The organism is Gordonia sp. L191 (assembly GCF_030077625.1).
Taxonomy (GTDB): Bacteria; Actinomycetota; Actinomycetes; order Mycobacteriales; family Mycobacteriaceae; genus Gordonia; species Gordonia polyisoprenivorans_A.
Genome location: NZ_CP125996.1, coordinates 2869662 through 2894942, shown reverse-complemented (window position 1 = coordinate 2894942; position 25281 = coordinate 2869662). Strand labels below are relative to the sequence as shown.

Below are 25281 nucleotides of genomic sequence, written 5' to 3'. Positions count from 1 at the left end.
CGGTCTGAGATAGTTGGCGACATCATGACGTCATCGAGCCCGCGTACCTACCGCCTGCAGTCCCGCCCGGCCGCCGACCTCGACGCCGCCACGCTCTACCGCATCCTGAGATTGCGGGTCGACGTGTTCGTCGTCGAGCAGGCGTGTCCGTATCCGGAGCTCGACGGCCGTGATCTCGAGCCGTCGACGCGACATTTCTGGTGCATACCCGATGACGGTGCCGGCGCGGACACCGTGGCCGCGACGCTGCGACTGATGCAGGACGGGCTCGACGCCGACGGCCGACCCGAATTCCGGATCGGCCGGGTGTGCACCGAGCGGTCGCATCGGGGCGAGGGTCTGGCCGCACGCCTGTTGTCGGCGGCTCTCGAAAAGGTCGGCGATCATGTGTGCCGCATCGAGGCCCAGACCTATCTGGCGCAGATGTACGCGGCGTTCGGCTTCCGCGCCGACAGTGACGAGTACCTCGAGGACGGCATCCCGCACGTGTCGATGATCCGGGCCGCCGGGAGCAGCCGGTGAGTGCCGAGACGGTGAGTTCGGAAACGGTGAGCCCGGAGACCGGCCTCGCTACCGCAGACCCGTCGTCACCTCCGGTGACCCGCTACCCCTTCACCGCGGTGGTGGGGCAGGACCGGCTCAAACTGGCCCTGATCCTCAGCGCCGTCTCGCCGGGCATCGGGGGTGTGCTGATCCGCGGGGAGAAGGGCACCGCGAAATCCACCATCGTGCGCGGACTCGGCCCCCTCATCGGCGAGGGGCGGACCGATCACGCGGGTCGGGTCGTCGAGCTGCCGATCGGGGCCACCGAGGACAGGGTGATCGGGTCGCTGGATCTGACGCGGGTGCTCCGTGACGGCCGGGCCGAGTTCACGCCGGGGCTGCTCGCGCGCGCCGACGGCGGAGTGCTCTACATCGACGAGGTCAATCTGCTTGCCGATCATCTCGTCGACGTGTTGCTCGACGCGGCCGCGAGTGGTCGGGTCACGATCGAGCGTGACGGCGTCTCGCACACCCAGTCCGCCGACTTCGTCCTCGTGGGCACGATGAACCCCGAGGAGGGCGAACTCCGTCCGCAGTTGCTGGACCGCTTCGGACTGGCGGTCGACGTGAGCGCCGGCCGCGATGTGGACGAGCGAGTCGAGATCGTCCGTCGGCGGATGGCGTTCGACGCCGACCCCGATGCGTTCGCGGCCGCCTACTCCGCCGCCGAAGACGAACTGGCACAACAGATCGCACACGCCCGCCGACTCGTCGCCGACGTGGAGCTGCCGACCGCGCAGCTACGACGGATCGCCGGAATCTGCGCGCACCTACAGGTCGACGGACTGCGCGGCGACATCGTGGTCGCGCGCACGGCAACCGCCCACGCCGCATTGCGCGGAGCCTCGGAGGTCGACGCCGACGATGTTCGCGTGGCGGTGGAACTCGCACTGCCGCACCGGCGTCGGCGTAACCCGTTCGACGAGTCGGGTCTGGATGATCAGGAACTCGCCGACGCACTCGCGGCCGGTGACGATGCCGCGGGCCCGGACGACACCCCGGAACCGCCGGATGGCGGTGGGCCGGACGGGGATGCGCCGACGACCGACGGACCGGACGGGGGCGGTCCGGTTGGAGGTGGACCGGATGGGGGCGGCCCGGACGGTGCGGCAGCCGACCCCGCCGAATCACCCATGCCGACTGACGATTCGGCTCACAGCGATTCGGCTGCCGACGGCTCGGCGTCCGGCGAGCCCGAATCCGACGCCTCGGGTCGGCCCACCCCGGGTCCGCGGCCGGGCGGTGTCTTCGGTGCGCCGACCGACTCGACGACCACGCCGCGCATGCGCAGGCTCACCGTCGCCGGGATCGGCGACGGTGAGCCGGGCCGGCGTTCGGCGGCGCGCAGCCGACGCGGATACACCGTCGCCGCAACGGAATTCGGCGCCGAAACACCGGTCCACCTGTTCGGCACGGTACTCAGCGCCGCCGGCCGGGGGGCCGAGGACGGACGCGTTCGGGTGCGCCGAGAGGACCTGCGCGGTGCCCATCGGATCGGGCAGGAGAGCAACCTCGTCGTCTTCGTCGTCGACCTGAGTGGATCGATGACCGCTCGCCGCAGGCTCGGCGTGGTCAGCGAGTTGTGTGTGGACCTGCTGCGCGACTCCTACACCCGACGGGATCGGGTGGCGGTGATCGTCGCGCGCGGTGCCCGCGCCGAACTGGTCGTCCCGCCGACCAAGTCGGTCGACATCGCCGTGCGTCGGCTGTCGTCGGTCCGGACCGGTGGGCGGACCCCGCTGGCCGAGGGTCTGCTGGCCGCCGAGGAGCTGATCGCCCGTGGCCGCCGCATCGAACCCCAGCGACGTCCGCTGCTCGTGGTCCTGACCGACGGGCGCGCCACCGCCGGGCCGGATGCCGCGGTACGCGCGCGTGCCGCAGCTGCGTCGATCGGACGGCAGGCGATCGACGGCGTCGTCGTCGACTGCGAGCAGGGAATGGTGCGGCTGGGCTTGGCCGCCGATCTCGCCGCCCACCTGCGCGCCGACCTGATCCCGATGGACGACCTGGGGTTGGCGGCCCTGGGACGATCGGGCCGCCCGGGCGCCGCATCGGCGGCGCGGATCGGCAGTCCTGCAGCCTGAGCGCACACCGCCGCACACGTCCGCTCGGCCACATCGCCGCGCCGGACGTGACACCCTGGACGGACAACCGGATTCGATCGGCGAACAAGGAGAAGGCACGTGCCGCAAGGCGTCCCCACCGCGATACCCGATGACGGGCTCACCACCCGACAACGACGGAACATGCCGGTCCTGGCCGTGCACACCGGCGATGGCAAGGGCAAGTCGACGGCGGCATTCGGGATGGCGATGCGCGCATGGAACGCCGGCATGAAGGTGGCGGTGTTCCAGTTCGTCAAGAGCACGAAATGGCGGGTCGGTGAGGAGTCGGCGCTGACCGCGCTCGGCGAGCTCCACGAATCCACCGGGCAGGGCGGGCCCGTCGAGTGGCACAAGATGGGACAGGGGTGGTCGTGGCTGCGCGCCAACACCGATGCCGCCGACGATCACGCCGCGGCCGCCCGCGCGGGGTGGGCGGAGATCGCGCGCCGGCTCGCCGCCGCCGAACACGATTTCTACGTCCTCGACGAGTTCACCTACCCGTTGCATTGGGGATGGATCGACACCGACGACGTCGTGACCGCGCTGCGGGAGCGGCCCGGCCGCCAGCACGTGGTGATCACCGGTCGCCGCGCCCCGCAGGCACTCATCGACTCCGCCGACCTCGTCACCGCGATGCACAAGATCGCTCACCCCATGGATGCCGGACGCAAGGGGCAGAAGGGCATCGAGTGGTGACCGGCCCAGCGTCGATCCCCGCCGTGGTGATCGCCGCGCCCGCCTCGGGTAGCGGCAAGACCACGGTGAGCACCGGCCTGATCGGGGCACTGCGGGCGGCCGGGCACCGCGTTGCTCCGTTCAAGGTCGGCCCCGACTACATCGACCCCGGCTACCATGCGGTGGCCGCAGGCCGGACCGGACGCAACCTCGACCCGAACCTCGTCGGCGCCGACCTCGTGGCGCCACTGTTCTCGTGGGGCACCCGAGGCGCCGACATCGCCGTCGTGGAGGGCGTGATGGGCCTGTTCGACGGTCGGATCACCGGCATCGGTGCCCACGGTTGCCACGATGGCGACCGTGGCGATGACGTGGCGGGTGATCCCGACGGCGGCGACCCGAACGGGATCGGCTCCACCGCGCACGTCGCCGCCCTGATCGGCGCGCCGATCATCCTGGTGGTCGACGCCGCCGGGCACAGCCAGTCGCTGGCCGCGCTGCTGCACGGCTTCCTCGGCTTTTCTCCGACGGCCCGGATCGCCGGTGTCATCCTCAACCGGGTCGGCTCACCCCGTCACGAGGCGGTGCTCCGACAGGCGTGTCGTCGCGTCGGGCTCCCGGTCTTCGGTGTGCTGCACCGTGATCCGAGCCTCACGGTGCCCTCGCGTCACCTCGGGCTCATCCCGGCCGCCGAACGCAGTGCCGACGCGGTGGCCGCGGTGGCTGCGATGACTGCGACCGTGTCGGCGGGTCTGGACGTCCCCGCGATCGTCGCCGCCGCGCGTACCCGCACCGCACCGTCGGCGCCGGCGTGGTCGCCCGAGGACACGCTGGCCGAGGTGGCCGGCCCCACCGATCCGCCCGCGGCCAAGCCGATCATCGCGGTCGCCGCCGGCGCGGCGTTCACCTTCGGGTATGCCGAACACACGGAGATGCTGCGGGCCGCGGGCGCCGAGACCGTCGACGTCGACCCACTGACCGATCGGCTACCCGAGGGGACCTCCGGCCTCGTCCTCGGCGGTGGGTTCCCCGAGGAACACGCCGCGGAGCTGTCGTCGAACACAGGTCTGCGCGACGACATCGATACGCTCGCCCGGTCCGGTGGGCCGATTCACGCCGAATGCGCCGGACTTCTGTATCTGTGTCGCGAACTCGACGGGTATCCGATGGCCGGGGTGATCGACGGAGTCGGTCGGTTCGGTCCGCGCCTGGCCCTCGGCTACCGCGACGCGGTCGCCGTCGCCGACTCGGTGCTGTACCCGGCGGGCAGCCGGGTCACCGGCCACGAATTCCATCGGTCGACCGTCGAACTCGTTGCGGCGCAACCTGCCTGGGCGTGGCGTGACGGGGCGGGCCGACCGGCCGCCGACGGCATCGGGGCGGGCTCGGTCCACGCGTCGTACCTGCACGTGCATCCGGTGGCCGTGCCGCGAGCGATCCTCCGGTTCGTTTGGGCCGCCGATCGGCGCGCAGCACAACGGGTCTCGCCGAGTGTGCCTCCGGCGACCCGGCCCCACGCGCCGCACATCGCCACCCGGCGACGAGAGGAGAGCAGCCATGCCGGCCCATGAGGTGACCAAGGCGCTCGACGCACTCGCGTCGCACGGCGTCGACAACCCCGACATCCTGCGGGATCTGCTCGAGGCGGTGCTGCTCGTCGGACAGGGGCTCGAACTCGACCATGCGCTGCAGCGCATCGTGGAGGTCGCCGTCGGCGTGGTCGACGCCCAGTACGGCGCCCTCGGTGTCCGGGGCCCCGATGGCGGCCTCAGCGAATTCGTGTGGACCGGGATCACGCCGCAGCAACGGGCGCTGATGGGGGCATTGCCGGTCGGTCGCGGCGTGCTCGCGGTGCTGATGGACGACCCACATGTGCTGCGGATTCCCGATCTCGCGAAACATCCTGCGTCGGTGGGATTCCCGCCGCATCATCCGCCGATGACCACCTTCCTCGGTGCCCCGGTGATCATCCGCGGTTCGATCTACGGTCGGATCTATCTGACCGAGAAACGTGGCGGTGGCGGGTTCTCCGAACTCGACGAGACACTCGTCGCGGTCCTCGCGGTGGCCGCCGGGATCGCCGTCGACAACGCGCAACTGTTCGAGCGCGCCCGCACGCGACACCGGTGGATGCAGATCCTGGTGCGTCGCGGGTCCGAGCCGCTCGCCGGAATCGCGTTGTCGGACACCCTGTCCCGCATGTGCTCGGATGTGCGCGAACTCGTCGGTGCCGTCGACGTGTACCTGATCACCGACGAAGAGGGCGAACTGGCGGTGGAGGGCGCCACCCGCGCCGGACTCGATCCGACCGTACTGAAGGTGCCGTCCTCGTCGGAGATGACGGTGCTGCCCGCCGACGAGGTGGGCCCGGATCTGACCGCGCGGGGTGCGCGATGGGTGACACTGCAGCCGCTGCACCGGGTGTCGGGGACCTTCGGGTGGGTGGTCATCACCTCCGAGCGCAAGCCGTTCTGGGAAGAAGAGGAGATCTCGGGTCTCGCCGGTGTGGCCGAAATCGTGTCCCTGGCCGTCGTGTACGCCGAACAGCAACAGATGGCGCGCGATCTCGAGGTTCTCGAGGATCGCCATCGGATCGCACGCGACCTCCACGATCACGTCATCCAGCGGCTGTTCGCCATCGGCATGTCGGTGCAGACCCTGCAGGCGGCCCGGGAGAACGGGGCCTGCTCGGTCGACGACTCGGTCAGCAACCGGCTCGATCAGGTGATGACCGACCTCGATCGGACCATCGCGCAGATCCGCACCTCGATCTTCGACCTGCAGACCGTCTCCGGTCACCACGACACCTCGACGCTGCGCCGACGCGTGCTCGACATCGTCTCCGAGCTGTCGGCCCACGCGCCGATCGCACCGAGTGTGCAGTTCGTCGGCCCGGTCGACACCATCGTGCCCGACACACTCGGTCCGCACATCGACGCGGTGCTGCGCGAGGGTTTGTCGAATGCACTGCGACACTCCGGTGCCGAACACATCTCGGTGTCGGTCAGCGCCGACGACGTCCTGCGGGTGGAGATCAGCGACGACGGCGTGGGCATCGACAAGTCGGTCACCTATCGCGGACTGGCCAACCTCACCCGTCGCGCCGAGGAGTGCGACGGGACCTTCGACATCGACACCCGGGGCGGCACACCCCACGGCCACGGCGGTACGACGCTGACCTGGTCGGTGCCCCTGACCCCCTCCTGAGGGTGCGTGCCGATCAGGCCTTGCCGTCGCGGATCTTGGTGGCCATCACCGCGACCTGGGTGCGGCGCTGCATGTCGAGCTTGGCCAGGATGCGGGAGACGTAATTCTTGATGGTCTTCTCCGCGAGGAACATCTTCTGTGCGATCTGCCGATTGGTCAGACCGTCGCCGATCAGGTTGAAGACCTCACGTTCCTGATGGGTCAGCTCCGCGAGCGGATCGGCCTGCGATTTTCCGTCCCGGAGCTTGGCCAGCAGGGCCGCGGTGCTGCGGTCGTCGAGCAGCGATCCGCCGCGCCCGACGGTGCGAACCGCGGCCACCAGGTTGCGGCCGAGGATCTGTTTGAGCACGAAACCCGATGCGCCGGCGAGCACCGCGGCGAGCAACGCGTCGTCGTCGGCATAGCTGGTCAGCATCAGGCAGCGCACCGACGGTTCGGCGGCGCGCACGTCACGACAGAGCTCCACACCGTTGCCATCGGGCAGCCGGACGTCGAGGACGGCGACGTCGGGTCGGGCGGCGAGGATGCCCACCCGCGCCTCGGCCACGGTCGCCGCCTCACCGACCACCTCGATGTCCTCGGCGATGCCGAGCAGATCACGTAGTCCGCGGCGGACGAGCTCGTGGTCGTCGACGAGAAAAACCCGCACGGGATGTTCAGGACCGGCGTCGGATCGCGCGGCGGTCGGGGTGTCGGGTGTCGGTGCGGCGGGGGTGGCCTGGGGTGGGCGCGGGTCTGTGGCCATGACACGAAATTACCGCACCCGACGCCGAAGAACGCGACGTCGGTCCCCACTCATCCGGGACCTTCGGCTCACGTGGGACTGGTGAGGTTTCGCAAGAGTGGAACCCACGGGTACGCGAATCGCCAACTTAGGAGCTGCGAAGTGACAACCCTCATCGGATCCGCAAGCGACACCGGGATGACCGGGTCGGACCTGCTGCGCGAACTGCTGCCGGTCTGTGAGGCCGAAGTCGAGCGTCATATGAAGATGACCAAGGACTGGCATCCGCACGATTATGTTCCGTGGGACAACGGTCGCAACTTCGCCGCGCTCGGCGGCCTCGACTGGGACCCCGATCAGTCGAAGCTGTCCGAGGTCGCCAAGGCCGCGATGATCACCAACCTGCTCACCGAGGACAATCTGCCCTCCTATCACCGGGTCATCGCCGAGAACTTCACCCTCGACGACGCGTGGGGCTTCTGGGTGGGGCGCTGGACCGCCGAGGAGATGCGGCATTCGACGGTGATGCGCGACTACCTCGTCGTTACGCGAGGCGTGGATCCCGTTGAACTCGAAGAGATCCGCCTGCAACACATGACGCACGGATTCAATCCGCTGCCCGAGGACGACGGCCAGCGCGACCACAGCTTCGACATGCTCTTCGCGGTCAGTTACGTCAGCTTCCAGGAACTCGCGACACGTGTGAGTCACCGCAACACCGGCAAGGCCTGCGGCGACCCCATCGCCGATCGCATGCTGCAGCGCGTGGCCGCCGACGAGAACCTGCACATGCTCTTCTACCGCAACATCGTCGCCGGCGCGCTCGACCTCGTCCCCGATCAGGCGATGTGTGCGATCTACGGCATCGTGTCGAACTTCCAGATGCCCGGCGCCACCATGCCCAACTTCCGACGCAACGCCGTCCTGATCGCCAAGGGCGGTATCTATGATCTCCCGCAACACCTTTCGGAGGTGGTCATGCCGGTGCTGCGCAAGTGGCGCATCTTCGAGCGCGACGATTTTGGCCCGCTCGGCCAGATGTATCGCGACAAGCTCGCCGAATACCTCCAGGAGATGAGCGTCAAGGTCGAGAAGTTCGAACGGGCCCGCGAACGAGCGCTCGAACGCGAGGAGCGCAAGGCCAGGGCCGGCGCATGACGGTGATCGACGACCCGAGGAACCTGTTGGCCGACACCGGCGATGGCTGCGGGCAGTGTTGCGGGTCGTGCGACTCGGCGCCGTCGGCGCCCGATGTGCCGGACGGCTTCGACGCGGCCATCGCGATGGCCGAGGCCGCCGCAAGCCACAATCCGACGTGGTGGAACGAGATCCGGGCCCACGCAGCGGACCCGGCGGCGGGGGAGTACTGCAGTTCGGTGTTGCTCGGAGCGCTGCTCGAGGCGGCGGCGCACCGTCTCGGTGTGCCGGCGGCCGATGTCTGGGCGCACATCCGCCGAACCGGCGAACTCCCCCTGTGACCGATCCCACCGGGTGAACGACGAGTCCGCCGGCCCCGGTGGAACACCGGTCGTACCCGGGGAGATCTGAGCGCTGCCGATCGGCGCGCAGTCGGTACGGTTCTTCTCATGTCTGCAGCCGCACACCCCGGATCGGGCCATCCGCACTATCTGTCGGGTCTGGACCTGATGGGCCGCAAGGTAGTCCTGGTCGGCGGGGGATCGGTGGCCCAGCGACGCCTGCCGAATCTGGTGGCGTGCGGGGCCGAGGTCCATGTGGTGGCCCTCGAGCCGACTCCGGCGGTCGAATCGTTCGCCGGCATCACCCTGCACCGGCGGGCCTACGCCGACGGTGACCTCGACGGTGCCTGGTATGCGATGGCCTGCACCGATGACCCCGAGGTGAACGCCGCGGTGGTGGCCGAGGCGGAGCGTCGGCACACGTTCTGTGTGCGCGCCGACGACGCCCGGTTCGGCACCGCGGTGACCCCGGCCTCCGGTCGGCACCGAGACGTCCAGTTCGGGGTTCTCGCCGGCGGTGATCACAAGTTGTCGGCGGCCCTGCGCGCGGCGATCGGCCGGGCGCTGGCCGACGGCGATCTCCAGGTCGATGAAGCCCCGCACCCGCCCGGCGTGGCGCTGGTGGGCGGCGGCCCGGGCGACCCCGACCTCATCACGGTCCGCGGATTGCGGTTGTTGATGGCCGCGGACGTGGTCGTCGCCGATCGACTCGCACCGCCGGAGCTGCTGGCGGCGTTGGGACCGCAGGTCGAGATCATCGACGCCGCGAAGGTCCCGTACGGACGGGCGATGAAGCAGGAAGCCATCAACGATGTCCTCGTCGCCAAGGCGAAGGAGGGCAAGTTCGTCGTGCGGTTCAAGGGTGGCGACCCCTACGTCTACGGTCGCGGCTTCGAGGAATTGCAGGCGTGTGTGGCCGCGGGGGTCCCGGTGTCGGTGGTCCCGGGCATCGCCAGTCCCATCTCGGTGCCCTCGGCGGCGGGCATCCCGGTGACGCATCGCGGTGTGACACACGAGGTGGTCATCGTGTCGGGCCATGTGGCGCCCGATCACCCCGACTCGCTGACCGATTGGTCGGCGCTCGCGCGACTGCGCGGCACTCTCGTGCTGATGATGGCGGTGGAGCGGGTGGAGAAGTTCGCGCAGGCGCTGCTGTCCGGCGGGCGCCCCGGCGACACGCCGGTCGCGATGATCGAGAACGGCTCGCTGCCCACGCAGCGAGTGCTCCGCACCGATCTCGCGCACGCCGCGGACACCGCGCAGAGCGAGGGGCTGCGCCCGCCGGCGATCGTCGTCATCGGCGACGTCGCGGGCTTCACCGACGCCGATGACGTGCTCGCGTTCACCTGACACACCGCCGTTCGGGTGCGCCCATGTGCCACCTGGTGGACGGCGATACGTCAACGGGGATTGGCATAGTCGAGCCCGTCGGCGGTAGCGTCGACCGGTATGTCGACATTCTCGGCGTCGAGCGATGCCACCACGGCGCCGTCGGACCAGTACCGGCCGGTGTTCGGTCTGGCGATCCTGGTGCTGTCGGGGATGCAACTGTTGATGGTGCTCGACGGCACCGTCGCCGCGCTTGCCCTGCCGCGTATCCGCGACAGCCTTTCCCTGAGCGAGTCGTCGGCCAACTGGGTCATCACCAGCTACGTCCTGGCCTTCGGTGGGCTGATGCTCCTCGGTGGCCGTCTCGGCGACGCCTTCGGCCGCAAACGGATGTTCATCCTCGGCGTGGCCGCGTTCACCGTGACCTCCCTGCTGTGCGGGTTGGCCTGGAGCGAGGAGAGTCTGGTCATCGGCCGAGCGCTGCAGGGGGCCTCGGCCGCCATTGCCGCACCGACCGCGATGGCGCTGGTCGCGACGACCTTCGCACCCGGGAAACCGCGTAGTCAGGCCTTCGCGATCTACGCCGCGATGACCGGTGTGGGATCGGTCGCCGGCCTCATCCTGGGCGGCGTGCTGACCCAGATCTCCTGGCGCCTGGTCTTCTTGATCAATGTCCCGATCGGACTCGCGGTGGTGGTGGGCGCGCTGTTCGCCCTGCGCGAGTCGCAGGGGGAGCGGATGCCCCTCGACGTCCCCGGTGCGGTACTGGCCACGCTGGGCTGCACCTTGCTGGTGCTCGCGGTCAGCGACGGCCCGAACGGGTGGGACAGGCCCATCGTCGTCGGGTCGTTCATCCTGGGTGGGCTGGCGTTGGTCGCCTTCATCGTCTGGGAGCGACGCGCGGCCAATCCGATCCTGCCGCTGCGACTGTTTGACAACCGCAGCCGGGTCGCGGCGCTCGTTGCGATCCTGCTGGCCAGCATGATCATGATGTGCATGGCGGTGTTCATCTCGCTGTACCTGCAGGGAATCCTCAAGTACACGCCGATCCAGAGCGGTCTGGCGGTGGTGCCGTTCGCGGTGGGCCTCGGGGTGGCTGCGGCGATCGCCTCCAAACTCGCCCTGATGATCCAGCCGCGCTGGCTGGTGCTCGTCGGTGGTGCCGTCATCCTCGCCGGTTGCCTGTACGCGTCGTCGATCGCCACCGAGATGCCCAGCTATTTCCCGAGCATCGCGATCCCGGTCGTGGTGATCGGATTCGGCGTCGGCCTCGCCGTCATCCCGCTGACCCTGTCGGTGATCGCCGGGGTCGAGCCGACCGAGATCGGTCCGCTCACCGCGCTCGCGCAGGTCGCCCAAAATCTCGGCGGCGCCGTCGGACTCGTCGTGGTCGGGGCGATGGTCACCTCCCGCGCGCTCTCGCAAGGGGGCACCACCGCGCCGGTGGAAACGATGAACGCCACCCAGCTCGCCGCTCAGGCTGATGGCTACGGCCTGGGATTCGCGTGTTGCGCGGGGATAGCGGTCGTCGCGGCCGTCGTCGTCCTGTTCATGCGGTTCACCCCCGAAGAGGTTGCCGAGGGGCAGGCGGCGCAGGAAGCCGCCAACGCCACCCTCGACGTCGACGACGTGAGTTCGAGACAGTCGTAGCCGGACGTCGTCAGCGTGCCGGGCGCACCGAGATCTTCTGCGGTCCGGTGACGATCAGTTCGACCCCGTGACCGACCAGGCGAAGTCGCGACAGTTCGGGATGCATCACCCACCCGTCGGCCGCGTAGGTCAGGCCGGCTTGTAACTCGGTCGGCGGCGCACCCCAGCGCGCGGTCCACGTGCGCACACCACCGGCGTCGTGCAGCGCGCCTCCGGTGAAGATCTGTGGTGTCGTCTCGAACCATCGGCCCCAGATGTGAACGTGCTCGCCGTCGATCCTGAGGAAGACATTGCCGCCCAGCGCGGTCGCGACATGCTCGTCGGACCAACGGCGCACCATCCGCAGGCTCGAGCGCGGGCCGTCGTAGATGCCCGGATGCACCGCGTCCATCGTCAACGCGTCGCGGATCTCGTCGGCGTCGCGAACCAGGACCAGGGTGGTCATCGGGGGATGATCGGCACCCAACCAGGCACGATCGCAACTGATCGCCACCGGCAGATGGGCGCCGAGGGCGGTCCCGCCCACGGTGGTCAACACGTCGAGGACGGTCTCCGCGCGCTCCGGACCGGGGGTCCGGTCGAAGGTCACGGTGTCGGGGGACACGGCGACGTCGACACCGGGCCACCGCTGCACGAAGGCGTCGAGGTTCTCGTGCGCGAACGGTTCGTCGCGCATGTCGCGGGTGCGCGGATCGATATTGCACACGAACATCGGCTCGGACATGACCGCCACTATAGTTAACACGGCAAACGTTAACGCGAATGTGGGGCCCTAGTCCGTGATCACCACGATCTCGTCGGCTCGCGCGATCTCCACACGTTGCCCCGCATCGGCGAGGACCGCGGCCAGCGCATTGACATCACGCACCGTGCGACGTGTGCGCACCAATTCGCGGGCAATCAGGCCTTTGTAGTGTTTGTTGAAGTGGCTCACCACTTTTCGGCTGCCATCGGCGGCCTCGGTCACCACCGTCGCGGTGATCGCCCCGGACACCGGGCCGAGTTGCTGATAAATCCCCGATCGCAGGTCGACGACGAGGTCGTCGACGGTCTCGAGGGCGCGCGAGAGCTCCGGTTTCCACACCGACGCCAACGTCGGGAGTCCGGGGAGCTTCGAGCCCCCGGAGAGTCGGTAGGCCGGGATCGGATCGGTCGAGCGCACGACGCCGAACAGTGCCGAGCCGATAGCGAGCCGGTCGGCGGCCTTGGCCTTGCCCGCACGGGTCAGCCCGCGGTGATCGAGAGCGTCGTAGAGGACACCGGTGTAGCGCTCGATGGACGGGCGTGTCGGCGAGTGCCACAGGTCGGCGTTGCGGTCGACCTCGGCGAGCTGGGTCTTGCCCAACCCGAGTGCGTCACGGCTCGCGTCGAGGTCGGCGGACAGCTCGACGAGTGCGTCGGCGAGGCGCTTGCGGATGGGGGTGAGCTCGGTGAACCACAGGGCGTCGAGGTTCAGCGGTGGACCGTCGCCACCATTGGATTTCGTCTCGGAGGGCGGCAGGATGACAAGCACCGCAACACTGTATCGACCGCGCCGGGCGGGCCGGGGAAACCGGGTCGCGGGCCCGACTAGACTTCTGACCCGTGATCACACGCATGTCGAATCTGTTCCTGCGGACGCTGCGCGACGACCCGGCCGACGCCGAGGTCCCCAGCCACAAGCTGTTGGTCCGTGCCGGCTACGTGCGGCGAGCCGCACCCGGCGTCTACAGCTGGTTGCCGCTGGGACTGCGGGTGCTCAAGGCGGTCGAGCAGGTGGTGCGCGAGGAGATGAACGCCATCGGCGCCCAGGAGATCCTGCTGCCCGCGTTGCTGCCGCGTGATCCCTACGAGGAGACCGGCCGCTGGACCGAGTACGGCGATGCGCTGTTCCGCCTCAAGGACCGCAAGGGCGCCGACATGTTGCTCGGCCCGACCCACGAGGAACTCTTCACCCAGCTGGTCAAGGGGGAGTACTCCTCCTACAAGGATCTGCCGGTCATCCTGTATCAGATCCAGACCAAATACCGCGACGAGGAGCGGCCGCGCGCCGGGATCCTCCGTGGCCGCGAGTTCGTGATGAAGGACTCCTACTCGTTCGACCTCGACGACGACGGACTCAAGTCCAGCTATCACGCCCACCGCGAGGCCTATCAGAAGATCTTCGCCCGCCTCGGGGTGCGCTATGTGATCGTCGCCGCCACCTCCGGCGCGATGGGCGGCAGCGCGTCCGAGGAGTTCCTCGCCGAGAGCGAGGTCGGTGAGGACACCTTCGTCCGATGCCCGGTATCGGGCTACGCCGCCAATGTCGAGGCCGTCATCACGCCTGCGGCGCAACCCATCCCGTTCGACGGGTTGCCGCCGGCAAAGGTGCACCGGACGCCCGACACCCCGACCATCGACACCCTGGTGGCCTGGGCCAATGCGACTCTCGAGGGAACGTTCACCGCCGCGGACACCCTCAAGAACGTGATGGTCAAGGTCCGCGAACCCGGCGGTGACTGGGAACTCCTCGGTGTGGGGGTTCCCGGGGATCGGGAGGTTGACTTCAAGCGCCTCGAGGCCTCGCTGGAGCCCGCCGAGGTCGAGTTGCTCACCGATGCCGACTTCGCCGCCAACCCGTTCCTCACCAAGGGCTACATCGGGCCGAAGGGATTGGCGGCCAACGGGGTTCGCTTCCTCGTCGATCCGCGCATCGGCGACGGATCGTCGTGGATCACCGGAGCCGACGAACCGAACCATCACGTGGTGGGATTGGTGGCCGGCCGAGACTTCACGCCCGACGGCACCATCGAGGCCGCCGAGGTGCGTGACGGCGACCCGTCGCCGGACGGCAAGGGTGAGCTGGTGAGCGCCAAGGGCATCGAGATCGGCCACATCTTCCAGCTCGGCCAGAAGTACACCAACGCCTTCGAGGTCGACGTCCTCGGCGAGAACGGCAAGCCCGTGCGCCTGACGATGGGGTCCTACGGCGTCGGTGTGTCCAGGCTCGTCGCGGTGCTGGCCGAACAATGGCATGACGACAAGGGGCTGCGGTGGCCGCGCGCGGTCACGCCGTTCGACGTACACCTGGTGATCGCGAACAAGGATCAGGCGGCGATCGACGGTGCGCAGGCACTGGCCGCCGACCTCGATGCCGCGGGCCTCGAGGTACTGCTCGACGACCGCAAGGCCTCACCGGGGGTCAAGTTCAAGGACGCCGAATTGCTGGGTATGCCAACGGTTGTTGTCGTCGGGCGCGGCTACGCCAACGGGGTCGTCGAGGTGCGCGACCGCTTCTCCGGGGACTCGGTGGAGGTGGCGGTGGCCGAAGCGGTCGACGCCATCACCGCCACCGTCCGCGGCTGAGGGGCGCCGGGCGGATCGGAGTCGGCCGGTCGGCCGGTCAGCGCTGTCCCGGGAAGGCCACGGTGGTGGGCTTGTTGCCCAAGGCGATTCGCCAATCCGCGGCCCGTGACGCCGACCCGGTGAGCTGGTCGACACCGAGGGTCCGGGCAGAACCGGAATCGGCCTTCTCCAGCACCGAGCGATAGGCGACGGTGCAGTCGACCTCGGCGGCCAGCGCCGCCTTGGCGGCACTCACCGGGTCGTTCACCATCAGCGGCAAGGTGTAGCCCGCCGCCGGTTCCGGAGGCGTACCACCGGCTTTGGTGATCGCATCGTTGACGGCGTCGCGGGCTGCGCGGTGCGCGACGAGGTTGGCGTCGACAGTCGAGCGTCGGGACGCCGAGACGAACGCGGTGAGCACGCCGTAGGTGAAGATCGCCGCGTTCTCGGCATCTGCGGCGTCGGTCAGGGAATCGGTGGTGGGACTCATGCCAGCTGAACCTCCGCGAGGGTTGTCGTCGAGGCGCTGATGGACCCGGCCAGACCGGCCGAGTACCCCGACAATGCGATGGCCGCCGCTCGCGCCGCCTTCGCCGACGAACTCAGAGATGAGCGCAGACCTTCCAGCGAGTTCGCCGCCTGGGTGGGTGTGCCGGGCGCAGCGGCACTCGACGAGGCGGTCCCGGACGGTTCGATCTGGCCGGTGAGGGTCTGGTCGAGTCGTGTGATCTCCTCGCGCAACGCCTGGGCGTGCTGCGCCCGCTGCTCGGCGATCACGCCGAGGGCCGCCGAATAGTCGGTCACCTGCGGGGCGAGGACCCGCGCCGCGGCCGCGTCGGCCAGCGCCGAGCGTGCGAGGGGCAGCAGCGCCTGCGCGGTGGTCTCGGCGGGATCGGGTCCGCGATCGCACCCCGCCGCCACGGCGACGGTGACCACCCCGATGCCCGCGACGGCACTGCCCCGCAGCAGGGTTCGACGAGATACGCCGGCGGACCGGCCGGTCGGTTCATCGGGGTGCGGGAGACTCACCCGACACATGATGCCAGTCGGGCGTGGCCCGACGGTGGTCGCGGCACGCCCGTTCGTGCGCACTTCGTCGAGCCCGGAGGTGTCCTCTACGATGGATGGGCGCCAGCGCAGCCGCACGGGCTGCACGCCACGGGTGAACCGGACAACTGAAGACGAGGGAGATCACGGTGACCATCGACCGGATGAGGGTCCGCGAACTCGTCGGTGAGTTCGTCACCGATCGCGGACTCGACCTCGAGGACGTGATCGTCTCGACCTCCGCGGGCACCGACGAGATCCGGGTGATCGTCGATTCCGACGCCGGCACCGACCTCGACCTGCTCGGCGAGTTGACCCGCGACATCTCCGACACGCTCGACGCCCACGACGATCTCTCCGACGACCCGTACACGCTGGAGGTCACCTCGCCGGGCGTCGGCCGGCCGCTCACCCTGCCACGGCATTGGCGGCGGGCACGTGGACGCAAGGTCGCGATCAGAGATGTCGACGGCGCGTCGATCACCGGGCGTATCGGCGCGCTCGACGACGAGGCCGTCGAGATCGTCGTCAATCACCGCGGGCGGATAGCCGTGGAATCCGTCCGCTTCGACGCCGTCGACCGCGCGGTCGTCGAGGTCGACTTCTCGCGTCCGAGTGTCGCCGAACTGACCCGGTGCGGCCTCGACGACGAGGAGATCGCGCGGCGTCGTGAACCCGGCACCGCAGAACTGTGAGCCACGCACCGAACCGTGAGATGTGCACCGATTGCGGGATACACCGAACCATATGGGTCCGGCCATCGAGAACGACCATGTGACAAGTGAATACGCCGACAAGTGAATAGGAGTCCACGAGCAATGAACATCGACATCAACGCGCTGCGGATGATCGAGTCCGACAAGGGTATCCCGACCGATACGGTGATCACCGCGATCGAGACGGCACTGTTGACCGCCTACCGCCACACCGACGGATTCGCGCCGCACGCGCGGATCGACGTGAACCGCAAGACCGGCGCCGTCCGGGTGATGGCCCAGGAACTCGACGAGCACGGTGAGGTCGTCCACGAATACGACGACACCCCGGAGGGGTTCGGGCGTATCGCGGCGACCACCGCCCGGCAGGTCATCCTGCAACGGCTGCGTGACGCGGAGAACGAGAAGAGTTTCGGCGATCTCGTGGCCCACGAGGGTGAGATCGTCGGTGGCGTCGTGCAGCAGGATGCCCGGGCGAACGCCCGCGGCATGGTCGTGGTGCAGATCGGCAACGAGGCCAATGCCACCGAGGGCATCATCCCGTCCGCCGAGCAGGTTCCCGGCGAGACCTACACCCACGGCGACCGCATCAAGTGCTACGTGGTCGGCGTCAGCCGCGGACAGCGCGGACCGCAGATCACCCTGTCGCGCACCCATCCCAATCTCGTGCGCAAGCTCTTCTCCCTGGAGGTACCGGAGATCGAGGACGGGTCGGTGGAGATCGTGGCGGTGGCCCGAGAGGCCGGACACCGGTCGAAGATCGCCGTGCACACCGGCGTCAGCGGGCTCAATGCCAAGGGGGCGTGCATCGGGCCGATGGGCCAGCGGGTCCGCAACGTGATGAGTGAGCTCGCCGGGGAGAAGATCGACATCATCGACTTCGACACCGACCCGGCGGTGTTCGTCGGGAATGCGTTGTCACCGGCGAAGGTTGTCTCCGTCGAGGTCGTCGACCTCGCCGCCAAGGCAGCGCGGGTCGTGGTGCCGGATTACCAGTTGTCGCTGGCCATCGGCAAAGAAGGACAGAACGCGCGGCTCGCCGCGCGGCTGACCGGATGGCGCATCGACATCCGATCCGACGCCGACGACGCCCGAGCCGCCGGCTCGGGCACGCCCGGCGGCAGCCGATTGTCCTAGTCGCGGCGACTAGCGCTAGACTGAGCGATGGTTCAGCGAAAGCCGTCGACCTCGTCACCTGACGATGGCCGTCGGGGTCGTCCGATTCGGATGTGCATCGGATGTCGGTCCCGTACCGACATCACCGCATTGGTCCGCGTCGTCGCCCGAGAGGGTGCCGACGGGCCCATGATCGCGGTCGATCTCGCGAAGACCATGCCGGGACGGGGTGCGTGGCTGCATCCGCGGGAGGACTGTGTGTCCGCCGCGGTGCGGCGGCGAGCGTTCGCCCCGGCATTGAGGGCGTCGCTTCTCGTCGTGAACCCCGACGACCTCGTAGAAGTGTTCGGTGCAGACGTGATCGGTGCAACAGCACCATCACCGACCACGGACGACAGCAGGCCCGATACCGGGCCGGAACAGGTAGCAGAAGACATGAGCACACCGTGAAGTCACCACGATGAGCACGTATCGGACGTAATCCGAGGCCGTAGCGGGCAGCCCGCTCGGCCTCCAAGTGAGGAGAGCAGTGGCAGGCAAGGCCCGCGTGCACGAACTGGCCAAGGAACTGGGCGTGACGAGCAAACAGGTGCTCGAGCGACTCAAGGAACAGGGCGAGTTCGTCAAATCTGCGTCGTCGACCGTTGAGGCCCCGGTGGCCCGTCGACTCCGCGAATCATTCCCGAACAAAGACGGCGGTTCGTCGGCGCCCAAGCCCGGCACCAACGGTTCCGCCCCCAAGCCCGGCGCGGGTCCGCGTCCGGGCCCCAAGCCCGGCGGCCCCAAGCCGGCACCGGCAGCCGAGCAGAAGGCCCCGGCCCGTACCGAGCAAACCCGTCCGGCCCCGCAGCCGGCCGCGGCCCCGGCCCCGGCGGCACCGGCCCCCGCAGCTCCGACGCCCGCCGCCGCACAGGCGGCCCCGGCGACGCCGGCTGCACCGAAGCCGGCGGCCCCGACACCCGCGGCCGCCCAGCGGTCCGCGCCGCCCGCACAGCAGCCCGCACCGGCCCAGAAGCCGGGCGGACCGACGCCGGGACCGCGTCCCGGTGGTCCGAAGCCGGGCCCCCGTGCGCCGCGTGTCGGCAACAACCCGTACTCGTCGGCGCCCGCGCCGGCACCTCGACCCCCGGCCGGTCGTCCCGGCCCGGGCCAGGGCGGTCCCCGTCCCGGCGGTGGTCGTCCCGGTGCCCAAGGTGGCCGACCCGGCCCGGGCGGACCGCGTCCGGCTCCCGGTCAGGGCGGTCCCCGTCCGAGCCCGGGCAACATGCCCCCGCGCCCGAATCCGGGTGCGATGCCCAGTCGTGCCGCCCGTCCCGACGCCCGTCCGGGTGGTCGTAGCGGCGGCCCCGGTGGAAACCGCGGCGGCGGTGGCGGTGGATACCGCGGCGGCGGTGGCGGCGCTCCCGGTGGTGCTCCCGCCGGTGGTGGCGGCTTCCGCGGCCGTCCCGGTGGCGGCGGACGTGGCCGCGGCGGTGCCGCAGGCGCGTTCGGTCGACCCGGCGGTGCCCCGCGCAAGGGCCGTAAGTCGAAGCGGCAGAAGCGTCAGGAATACGATTCGATGCAGGCGCCGGCCGTCGGTGGCGTCCGGCTGCCGCGCGGCAACGGTGAGACCATCCGGCTCGCCCGCGGCGCATCGTTGTCGGACTTCGCCGACAAGATCGACGCCAACCCGGCATCGCTGGTCCAGGCGCTGTTCAATCTCGGTGAGATGGTCACCGCGACCGAGTCGGTCAACGACGAGACGCTCGAGCTGCTCGGCTCGGAGATGAACTACACCGTCCAGGTGGTCAGCCCCGAGGACGAGGACCGCGAACTCCTCGAGAGCTTCGACCTGAGCTACGGCGAGGACGAGGGCGACGAGGAAGATCTCGAGCAGCGTCCGCCGGTGGTGACCGTCATGGGTCACGTCGATCACGGTAAGACCCGACTGCTCGACACGATCCGTAACGCCAGTGTCCGCGAGGGCGAGGCCGGCGGCATCACCCAGCACATCGGTGCCTACCAGGTCAACACGCACCTCAACGGCGACGACCGGTTGATCACCTTCATCGACACCCCCGGTCACGAGGCGTTCACCGCCATGCGTGCCCGCGGTGCGAAGGCCACCGACATCGCGATCCTGGTGGTCGCGGCCGACGACGGCGTCATGCCGCAGACGGTGGAGGCCATCAACCACGCGCAGGCGGCCGATGTGCCGATCGTGGTGGCGGTCAACAAGATCGACAAGGAAGGCGCCGACCCGCAGAAGATCCGGGGTCAGCTCACCGAGTACGGCCTGATCCCCGAGGAGTACGGCGGCGAGGCGATGTTCGTCGACATCTCGGCCAAGCAGGGCACCAACATCGACGAACTGCTCGAAGCGGTGTTGCTGACCGCGGACGCGTCGCTCGACCTGCGTGCCAATCCCGACATGGACGCCCAGGGCGTGGCCATCGAGGCCCACCTCGACCGCGGCCGTGGACCGGTGGCGACCGTGCTCATTCAGCGCGGCACGCTGCACGTCGGCGATTCGATCGTTGCCGGTGACGCCTACGGTCGTGTGCGTCGCATGGTCGACGAGCACGGCGACGACATCGAGGCGGCTCTGCCGTCGCGGCCGGTGCAGGTCATCGGCTTCACCTCGGTGCCCGGTGCCGGTGACAACCTGCTCGTCGTCGAAGAAGACCGCATCGCGCGTCAGATCGCCGATCGCCGCAATGCGCGCAAGCGCAACGCGCTGGCCGCACGCAGCCGCAAGCGGATCAGCCTCGAGGACCTCGATTCGGCGCTGAAGGAAACCAGCCAGCTGAACCTGATCCTCAAGGGCGACAACTCCGGTACCGTCGAGGCCCTCGAAGAGGCGCTGCTCGGTATCGACATGGGTGACGAGGTCTCGTTGCGGGTCATCGACCGCGGTGTCGGTGGTGTCACCGAGACCAACGTGAACCTGGCCGCGGCCTCGGACGCGATCATCATCGGATTCAACGTCCGAGCGGAGGGCAAGGCGACCGAGCTGGCCAACCGCGAGGGTGTCGACATCCGGTACTACTCGGTGATCTACCAGGCGATCGACGAGATCGAGAGTGCGCTCAAGGGCATGCTCAAGCCGATCTACGAAGAGGTGGAACTCGGCCGCGCCGAGATCCGCGCGATCTTCAAGTCGTCGAAGGTCGGCAACATCGCCGGCTGTCTGGTGCAGTCGGGCATCGTGCGCCGCAACGCCAAGGCACGTCTGCTGCGTGACAACGTGGTCGTCGCGGAGAATCTCACCATCGCCTCGCTCAAGCGGGAGAAGGACGATGCGACCGAGGTTCGCGAGGGCTATGAATGTGGTCTCACACTGACGTACAGCGACATCAAGGTCGACGACGTCATCGAGTCCTACGAGCTCCAGGAGAAGCCGCGCGACTGACGCGTACCACTCTCGAGTGCTCCCCTTCCGCGAGCGTGCCGCCAGGCACCACGCGGGAGGGGAGCGCCTTTCGATCCCTTCGGGAAGGACAATCATGGCTGATCCGGCACGAGCACAACGGCTGGCCAAGCGGATCTCGTCGATCGTCGCCTCGGCGATCTCGCACGACATCAAGGACCCGCGGCTGGCCCATGTGACCATCACCGACGCGCGCGTCACCGGTGACCTGCACGACGCAACGGTCTTCTACACGGTGATGGGCGAGACCCTGGACACCGAGCCGGACTACGAGGCCGCCGCGGCCGGTCTGGCGAAGGCGACCGGAATCCTGCGGTCCAAGGTCGGCGCGGGCACCGGGGTGCGTTTCACCCCGACGCTCACCTTCGTCCTCGACACCGTTCCCGACGCCGCGCGGCACATGGAGGAGTTGGTGGCGCGAGCGCGGGCGAGTGATGAACTCGTCGCGCGGCGTGCCGCCGAGGCGAGGCCGGCGGGTGAGGCCGATCCCTACCGGGTGCCCGGTCACGACGAACCCGAGCATGGTGACCCCGAGCTTGATGACCCCGAGCTTGGTGACCCCGAGCTTGATGACAAGGACGGCGATCACGCGTGACCGCAGCCTCGAGTGCGGCGATCGCGCAGTCCATCCGGCAGGTCGCCGACGACAACGGTCCGGTGACCATCCTGTGTCACGTCCGACCCGACGCCGACACCATCGGCAGCGGGTTGGCGCTCGGGTTGGCGCTCGATCGGCTCGGGGTGGACGTGGAGGTCGCCCATCCCGGCCCGGAGTCGCTCCCGGAGGCCTTCGCCGATCTGCCCGGGCACAAGTTGCTCGTCGATCCGGCGGCCCTGCGAGGCAGTCGGTTGGTGGTGTCGGTCGACGCCGCGAGCCGCCCGCGGCTCGGTGAACTCGAGTCGCACTTCACCGAGGCCGAGACCACGATCGTCATCGATCACCACGCGTCGAACACCGGTTTCGGCGACCTCGACTTCGTCGATCCGCACGCCGACTGCACCGCGGTGCTCGTCCTGCGCGTACTCGACGACCTCGGCGTCGATCTCGACGAGGACATCGCAACCTGTCTGTACGCAGGTCTGACCACCGACACCGGGTCGTTCCGCTGGGCGTGCCCGGAGTCGTTCCGGGTGGCTGCCCGGCTCATCGACGCCGGTGTGGACTCCCGGACCTGGAGTCGCCGGCTGCTCGACACGCATCCGTTCGGCTGGCTCGGCATGGTGTCGGAGATTCTCGCCACCGCAACGCTCGACCGAACTGCTTGTGGCGGTGAGGGATTGGTGTATGCCGTGGTGACCCACCGGGCGTTGGCCGGGATGAGCTGGGAAGAGTCGGAGAGCGTCATCGACATCGTCCGAACCACCGCCGAAGCCGAGGTCGCCGCGGTGTTCAAGGAGATCGACGCCGGCGAGTGGACGGTGTCGTTGCGCTCCAAGAGCACCGTCGATCTGGTCCCCATCGCCCGCACCCATGGCGGCGGCGGACATCGCCTCGCCTCCGGCTACAGCGACACGGGTACGGCCGACGAGGTGATCGATCGCCTTCGGCGATCCCTGTGACCGAACGCAACGCCCCTGATCCCGAGGCCGCACACCCCGAGGACGCACACCCAGAGGACGCAGGCCCGGATGCCGGTGTGCTCGATGCCGGTGCGCTCGATGCCGGAGTGCGTCGGGTCGGCATACTGACCGTCTCGGCTCTCGCGGTACTGATCGCACCGCCGCTGTATCTGCTGTTGGATCTCGCAGTGGTCGGTCGGCTGGGTGGCGACGAGCTGGCCGCGCTCGCCGTGGCGACTCTGGTGCTGTCGATCATCAGCACCCAACTGACGTTCTTGTCCTACGGCACGACCGCGCGGTCGGCCCGCAGGTACGGAGCCGGTGACCGTCCGGGTGCGATCGCCGAGGGCGTGCAGGCGAGTTGGATAGCGGTGGCCGTGGGGCTGGTGATCATCGCCGTCGCGTGGCCGATTGCGCCGTATGTGATGTCGGCGCTGGTGGGCGACGCCTCGTCGTCGTCGGCGGTCGTGGCCGCCGATGCGACGCAGTGGGTGCGGGTCGCGGTGTTCGGTGTGCCCCTCATCCTGCTGTCGATGGCCGGCAACGGCTGGATGCGCGGGGTTCAGGAGACACGTCGACCCATCGTCTATGTGGTTGTCGGGCTGGCGATCTCGGCGGTGCTCGTCGTCGGTCTGGTACACGGACTGTGGTTTTTCCCGCGGCTCGGCATCATCGGCAGCGCCGTCGCCAACGTGATCGGGCAGTCGATCACCGGGCTGTTGTTCGCCGCGCGCGTGGTGCGTGAGCAACTGGTGAGCGTGCGGTCTTCGGCTGCCGAGGAGTCGGGAAGTGTGTTCGCGGCCTTCGCACCGAACCGCCCGATGATCGCAGCGCAACTGGTGATGGCCCGCGACCTCATCGTGCGCAGTCTGTCGTTCCAGATCTGTTTCATCTCCGCGGCGGCGGTGGCCGCCCGATTCGGTGTCGCGCAGGTGGCCGCACACCAACTGGTGCTTCAGCTCTGGGAATTCATGTCGCTGTTCCTCGATTCGGTGGCCATCGCCGCCCAGGCCCTCGTCGGGGCAGCACTGGGTGCGGGATCGGTGACCATTGCGCGCTCGGTCGCCCGGCGGGTGACCCTGGTCTCGGTGATCGCCGCCGCGGTGATGGCCGCGGTGTTCGCGGCGGGCGCGACGACGCTGCCTAAGGTGTTCACCTCCGACACGGCGGTGCTCGACGCGATCGGGGTGCCCTGGTGGTTCTTCGTGGCGATGCTGCCGATCGCCGGCGTCGTGTTCGCCCTCGACGGCGTACTGCTCGGCAGCGGCGACGCCGCCTTCTTGCGCACGGCAACCCTCGTCGCCGCACTCGTCGGCTTCCTCCCGCTGATCTGGATGTCGCTGATCTTCGACTGGGGATTGGCCGGAGTGTGGAGTGGGCTGGTGGTGTTCATGATCGCCCGGCTGATCGCGGTGTGTCTGCGGATCGCCTCGGGACGCTGGCATCGCGTGGGCGCGACGACACCGGCGGGCAGCCGGGCCGATCAGGTACCGGGCGGCGGCTGAGTGGGTGGCGGACCTGGCCACGCCTGCGGTGGCTGAGAGGGCCATACAGGCTGCTGCCCAGGCCACGATGGCTGCCCGGATGTGGCCGGTGACGAGGGTGGCCACGGTGCTTGGACGCCCTGGGCTCCCCACGCGGCGGTCGGGCCCGCGGAGGGCGGGTTCGGTCGGTTCCGTCGGACGGCGAGGCCGATGGCGTCGCACGCCCACACAGCGAGGACTCCCGCGATGATGAACGCCGCCTGAACAGACATGTATGCGAACCACCACCACGTGGGGGTGTAGTCGTGGTGTTCGAACCACGAGTACGGCACGTCCGGCAGGTGATAATTGAGCACCCACGTCGCGACCGCCACAACTCCGACCATCGGGATCACACCGATCCACGCGAAGGCCGTCGCGCGCCGGGCGAGACTCCATCCACCGATCGCTCCGATGAGGAACAACGGAGTGCCGATGTTCGCAATCGTTTCGTACCAGTCGTACAAGTGGAAGTCGTTCACGAGGAACAGTGCGTCGAGCCCGTGACTGATGGTCAGCAGGACGAAGGCGATCAAGGCGCCGAGTATGCCGCGTACTACGGTCCGTCCCCAGAGCGCGAGTATGACGACGAAGAGTAGATAGATCACCGTCCACGCGATGAAGTTCGCCCAAGAACCGGTGAAAATGCGGTCGGTGACGATGAGGATCACCAGCGACAGCCCCCACAGGAGGACGGTGATCGCCGCACTGATCAGCACTCGCACCCACCACGGGCCGCGCCCGCCGGGCACCCGCGAACCGACGGCCGGCGCCGGCGCTGCGGGGACCGCGGGAGGGTAGGGATAACTCATGGTCGGCATCATGGCACGTCGCCGCGACATCTTCAGGCAAGGGCATCGTGCCGGGCGCCGCCGGACATGACAGCGCATGGC

23 protein-coding genes are annotated in these 25281 nt (G+C 69.0%); 17 read left to right on the top strand and 6 right to left on the bottom strand.

Annotation, left to right across the window (positions count from 1 at the left end; translation table 11 throughout):
* Nucleotides 1–24: 24 nt before the first annotated feature.
* From QNM97_RS12920 to QNM97_RS12900, 5 genes are all read left to right on the top strand, one after another.
* On the top strand, nt 25–522 hold the full coding sequence (locus QNM97_RS12920) for a GNAT family N-acetyltransferase (protein ID WP_283823035.1): 498 nt from the start codon (nt 25–27) through the stop codon (nt 520–522).
* A gap of 11 nt (nt 523–533) precedes the next feature.
* Complete coding sequence (locus QNM97_RS12915; protein WP_502875055.1) at nt 534–2627, top strand: VWA domain-containing protein; 2094 nt, start codon at nt 534–536, stop codon at nt 2625–2627.
* Between the two features lie 99 nt (nt 2628–2726).
* Nucleotides 2727–3344, top strand: coding sequence for a cob(I)yrinic acid a,c-diamide adenosyltransferase (gene cobO / locus QNM97_RS12910; protein WP_283823034.1), 618 nt, complete (start codon nt 2727–2729; stop codon nt 3342–3344).
* Nucleotides 3338–4894 carry a cobyrinic acid a,c-diamide synthase CobB gene (locus QNM97_RS12905; protein WP_283823033.1) on the top strand — a complete coding sequence of 519 codons (1557 nt, stop codon included), beginning with the start codon at nt 3338–3340 and terminating at the stop codon, nt 4892–4894. The genes cobO and QNM97_RS12905 overlap by 7 nt, the downstream gene beginning before the upstream one ends.
* Nucleotides 4881–6530, top strand: coding sequence for a GAF domain-containing sensor histidine kinase (locus tag QNM97_RS12900; protein ID WP_283823032.1), 1650 nt, complete (start codon nt 4881–4883; stop codon nt 6528–6530). The genes QNM97_RS12905 and QNM97_RS12900 overlap by 14 nt, the downstream gene beginning before the upstream one ends.
* 13 nt (nt 6531–6543) lie before the next feature.
* On the opposite strand, the gene QNM97_RS12895 is transcribed toward QNM97_RS12900, so the two are convergent.
* Nucleotides 6544–7275, bottom strand: coding sequence for a response regulator (locus QNM97_RS12895; protein ID WP_283823031.1), 732 nt, complete (start codon nt 7273–7275; stop codon nt 6544–6546).
* Nucleotides 7276–7416: 141 nt separating this feature from the next.
* On the opposite strand from QNM97_RS12895, the gene QNM97_RS12890 reads away from it, so the two are divergent.
* The 4 genes from QNM97_RS12890 to QNM97_RS12875 all read left to right on the top strand — a co-directional run bounded on the left by QNM97_RS12890 (nt 7417) and on the right by QNM97_RS12875 (nt 11711).
* A complete protein-coding gene (locus QNM97_RS12890; protein ID WP_208790928.1) occupies nt 7417–8412 on the top strand; it encodes an acyl-ACP desaturase in 996 nt (331 codons plus the stop codon).
* The gene (locus QNM97_RS12885) at nt 8409–8732 is read left to right on the top strand and encodes a hypothetical protein (RefSeq protein ID WP_283823030.1); all 324 of its coding nucleotides are present in this window, start codon (nt 8409–8411) and stop codon (nt 8730–8732) included. Before QNM97_RS12890 ends, QNM97_RS12885 begins: the two co-directional genes overlap by 4 nt.
* Before the next feature lie 108 nt (nt 8733–8840).
* Nucleotides 8841–10082, top strand: coding sequence for a uroporphyrinogen-III C-methyltransferase (gene cobA, locus QNM97_RS12880; protein WP_283823029.1), 1242 nt, complete (start codon nt 8841–8843; stop codon nt 10080–10082).
* Between the two features lie 99 nt (nt 10083–10181).
* Nucleotides 10182–11711, top strand: coding sequence for a DHA2 family efflux MFS transporter permease subunit (locus tag QNM97_RS12875; protein WP_283823028.1), 1530 nt, complete (start codon nt 10182–10184; stop codon nt 11709–11711).
* A 10-nt stretch (nt 11712–11721) separates the two neighbouring features.
* On the opposite strand, the gene QNM97_RS12870 is transcribed toward QNM97_RS12875, so the two are convergent.
* A complete protein-coding gene (locus QNM97_RS12870) occupies nt 11722–12435 on the bottom strand; it encodes a hypothetical protein (protein WP_283823027.1) in 714 nt (237 codons plus the stop codon).
* A 48-nt stretch (nt 12436–12483) separates the two neighbouring features.
* Complete coding sequence (gene yaaA, locus QNM97_RS12865; RefSeq protein ID WP_283823026.1) at nt 12484–13224, bottom strand: peroxide stress protein YaaA; 741 nt, start codon at nt 13222–13224, stop codon at nt 12484–12486.
* A gap of 83 nt (nt 13225–13307) precedes the next feature.
* On the opposite strand from yaaA, the gene QNM97_RS12860 reads away from it, so the two are divergent.
* The gene (locus tag QNM97_RS12860) at nt 13308–15038 is read left to right on the top strand and encodes a proline--tRNA ligase (RefSeq protein WP_283823188.1); all 1731 of its coding nucleotides are present in this window, start codon (nt 13308–13310) and stop codon (nt 15036–15038) included.
* Between the two features lie 37 nt (nt 15039–15075).
* Here the strand turns inward: QNM97_RS12860 and QNM97_RS12855 are convergent, their stop codons facing one another.
* Entirely contained in the window at nt 15076–15507 is a 432-nt protein-coding gene (locus QNM97_RS12855; RefSeq protein ID WP_283823024.1) for a ferritin-like domain-containing protein, read from the bottom strand.
* Nucleotides 15504–16055: a hypothetical protein gene (locus QNM97_RS12850; protein ID WP_283823023.1), complete on the bottom strand. Its 552-nt coding sequence runs from the start codon at nt 16053–16055 to the stop codon at nt 15504–15506. The genes QNM97_RS12855 and QNM97_RS12850 overlap by 4 nt, the downstream gene beginning before the upstream one ends.
* A 158-nt stretch (nt 16056–16213) precedes the next feature.
* On the opposite strand from QNM97_RS12850, the gene rimP reads away from it, so the two are divergent.
* From rimP to QNM97_RS12815, 7 genes are all read left to right on the top strand, one after another.
* On the top strand, nt 16214–16759 hold the full coding sequence (gene rimP, locus QNM97_RS12845) for a ribosome maturation factor RimP (RefSeq protein WP_208790936.1): 546 nt from the start codon (nt 16214–16216) through the stop codon (nt 16757–16759).
* A gap of 123 nt (nt 16760–16882) precedes the next feature.
* The gene (gene nusA / locus QNM97_RS12840) at nt 16883–17917 is read left to right on the top strand and encodes a transcription termination factor NusA (protein ID WP_208790937.1); all 1035 of its coding nucleotides are present in this window, start codon (nt 16883–16885) and stop codon (nt 17915–17917) included.
* 27 nt (nt 17918–17944) lie between these two features.
* Nucleotides 17945–18346, top strand: coding sequence for a YlxR family protein (locus QNM97_RS12835; protein WP_283823022.1), 402 nt, complete (start codon nt 17945–17947; stop codon nt 18344–18346).
* Between the two features lie 79 nt (nt 18347–18425).
* Entirely contained in the window at nt 18426–21287 is a 2862-nt protein-coding gene (infB, locus tag QNM97_RS12830; protein WP_283823021.1) for a translation initiation factor IF-2, read from the top strand.
* 94 nt (nt 21288–21381) lie between these two features.
* On the top strand, nt 21382–21900 hold the full coding sequence (gene rbfA, locus QNM97_RS12825) for a 30S ribosome-binding factor RbfA (RefSeq protein ID WP_283823020.1): 519 nt from the start codon (nt 21382–21384) through the stop codon (nt 21898–21900).
* On the top strand, nt 21897–22865 hold the full coding sequence (locus QNM97_RS12820; protein WP_283823019.1) for a DHH family phosphoesterase: 969 nt from the start codon (nt 21897–21899) through the stop codon (nt 22863–22865). The genes rbfA and QNM97_RS12820 overlap by 4 nt, the downstream gene beginning before the upstream one ends.
* A complete protein-coding gene (locus QNM97_RS12815; RefSeq protein WP_283823018.1) occupies nt 22862–24370 on the top strand; it encodes an MATE family efflux transporter in 1509 nt (502 codons plus the stop codon). The genes QNM97_RS12820 and QNM97_RS12815 overlap by 4 nt, the downstream gene beginning before the upstream one ends.
* On the opposite strand, the gene QNM97_RS12810 is transcribed toward QNM97_RS12815, so the two are convergent.
* Complete coding sequence (locus QNM97_RS12810; RefSeq protein WP_283823017.1) at nt 24349–25200, bottom strand: hypothetical protein; 852 nt, start codon at nt 25198–25200, stop codon at nt 24349–24351. The two genes, QNM97_RS12815 and QNM97_RS12810, sit on opposite strands and share 22 nt — an antisense overlap.
* Nucleotides 25201–25281 lie beyond the last annotated feature (81 nt).

Bases quoted from the DNA above. Each gene is read 5' to 3' on its own strand.
- QNM97_RS12920 (WP_283823035.1), top strand. From the start codon at position 25: ATGACGTCATCGAGCCCGCGTACCTACCGCCTGCAGTCCCGCCCGGCC.
- QNM97_RS12900 (WP_283823032.1), top strand. From the start codon at position 4,881: ATGCCGGCCCATGAGGTGACCAAGGCGCTCGACGCACTCGCGTCGCAC.
- QNM97_RS12895 (WP_283823031.1), bottom strand. From the start codon at position 7,275: ATGGCCACAGACCCGCGCCCACCCCAGGCCACCCCCGCCGCACCGACA.
- QNM97_RS12885 (WP_283823030.1), top strand. From the start codon at position 8,409: ATGACGGTGATCGACGACCCGAGGAACCTGTTGGCCGACACCGGCGAT.
- cobA (WP_283823029.1), top strand. From the start codon at position 8,841: ATGTCTGCAGCCGCACACCCCGGATCGGGCCATCCGCACTATCTGTCG.
- QNM97_RS12875 (WP_283823028.1), top strand. From the start codon at position 10,182: ATGTCGACATTCTCGGCGTCGAGCGATGCCACCACGGCGCCGTCGGAC.
- QNM97_RS12870 (WP_283823027.1), bottom strand. From the start codon at position 12,435: ATGTCCGAGCCGATGTTCGTGTGCAATATCGATCCGCGCACCCGCGAC.
- QNM97_RS12860 (WP_283823188.1), top strand. From the start codon at position 13,308: ATGTCGAATCTGTTCCTGCGGACGCTGCGCGACGACCCGGCCGACGCC.
- QNM97_RS12855 (WP_283823024.1), bottom strand. From the start codon at position 15,507: ATGAGTCCCACCACCGATTCCCTGACCGACGCCGCAGATGCCGAGAAC.
- QNM97_RS12850 (WP_283823023.1), bottom strand. From the start codon at position 16,055: ATGTGTCGGGTGAGTCTCCCGCACCCCGATGAACCGACCGGCCGGTCC.
- nusA (WP_208790937.1), top strand. From the start codon at position 16,883: ATGAACATCGACATCAACGCGCTGCGGATGATCGAGTCCGACAAGGGT.
- QNM97_RS12835 (WP_283823022.1), top strand. From the start codon at position 17,945: ATGGTTCAGCGAAAGCCGTCGACCTCGTCACCTGACGATGGCCGTCGG.
- rbfA (WP_283823020.1), top strand. From the start codon at position 21,382: ATGGCTGATCCGGCACGAGCACAACGGCTGGCCAAGCGGATCTCGTCG.
- QNM97_RS12810 (WP_283823017.1), bottom strand. From the start codon at position 25,200: ATGAGTTATCCCTACCCTCCCGCGGTCCCCGCAGCGCCGGCGCCGGCC.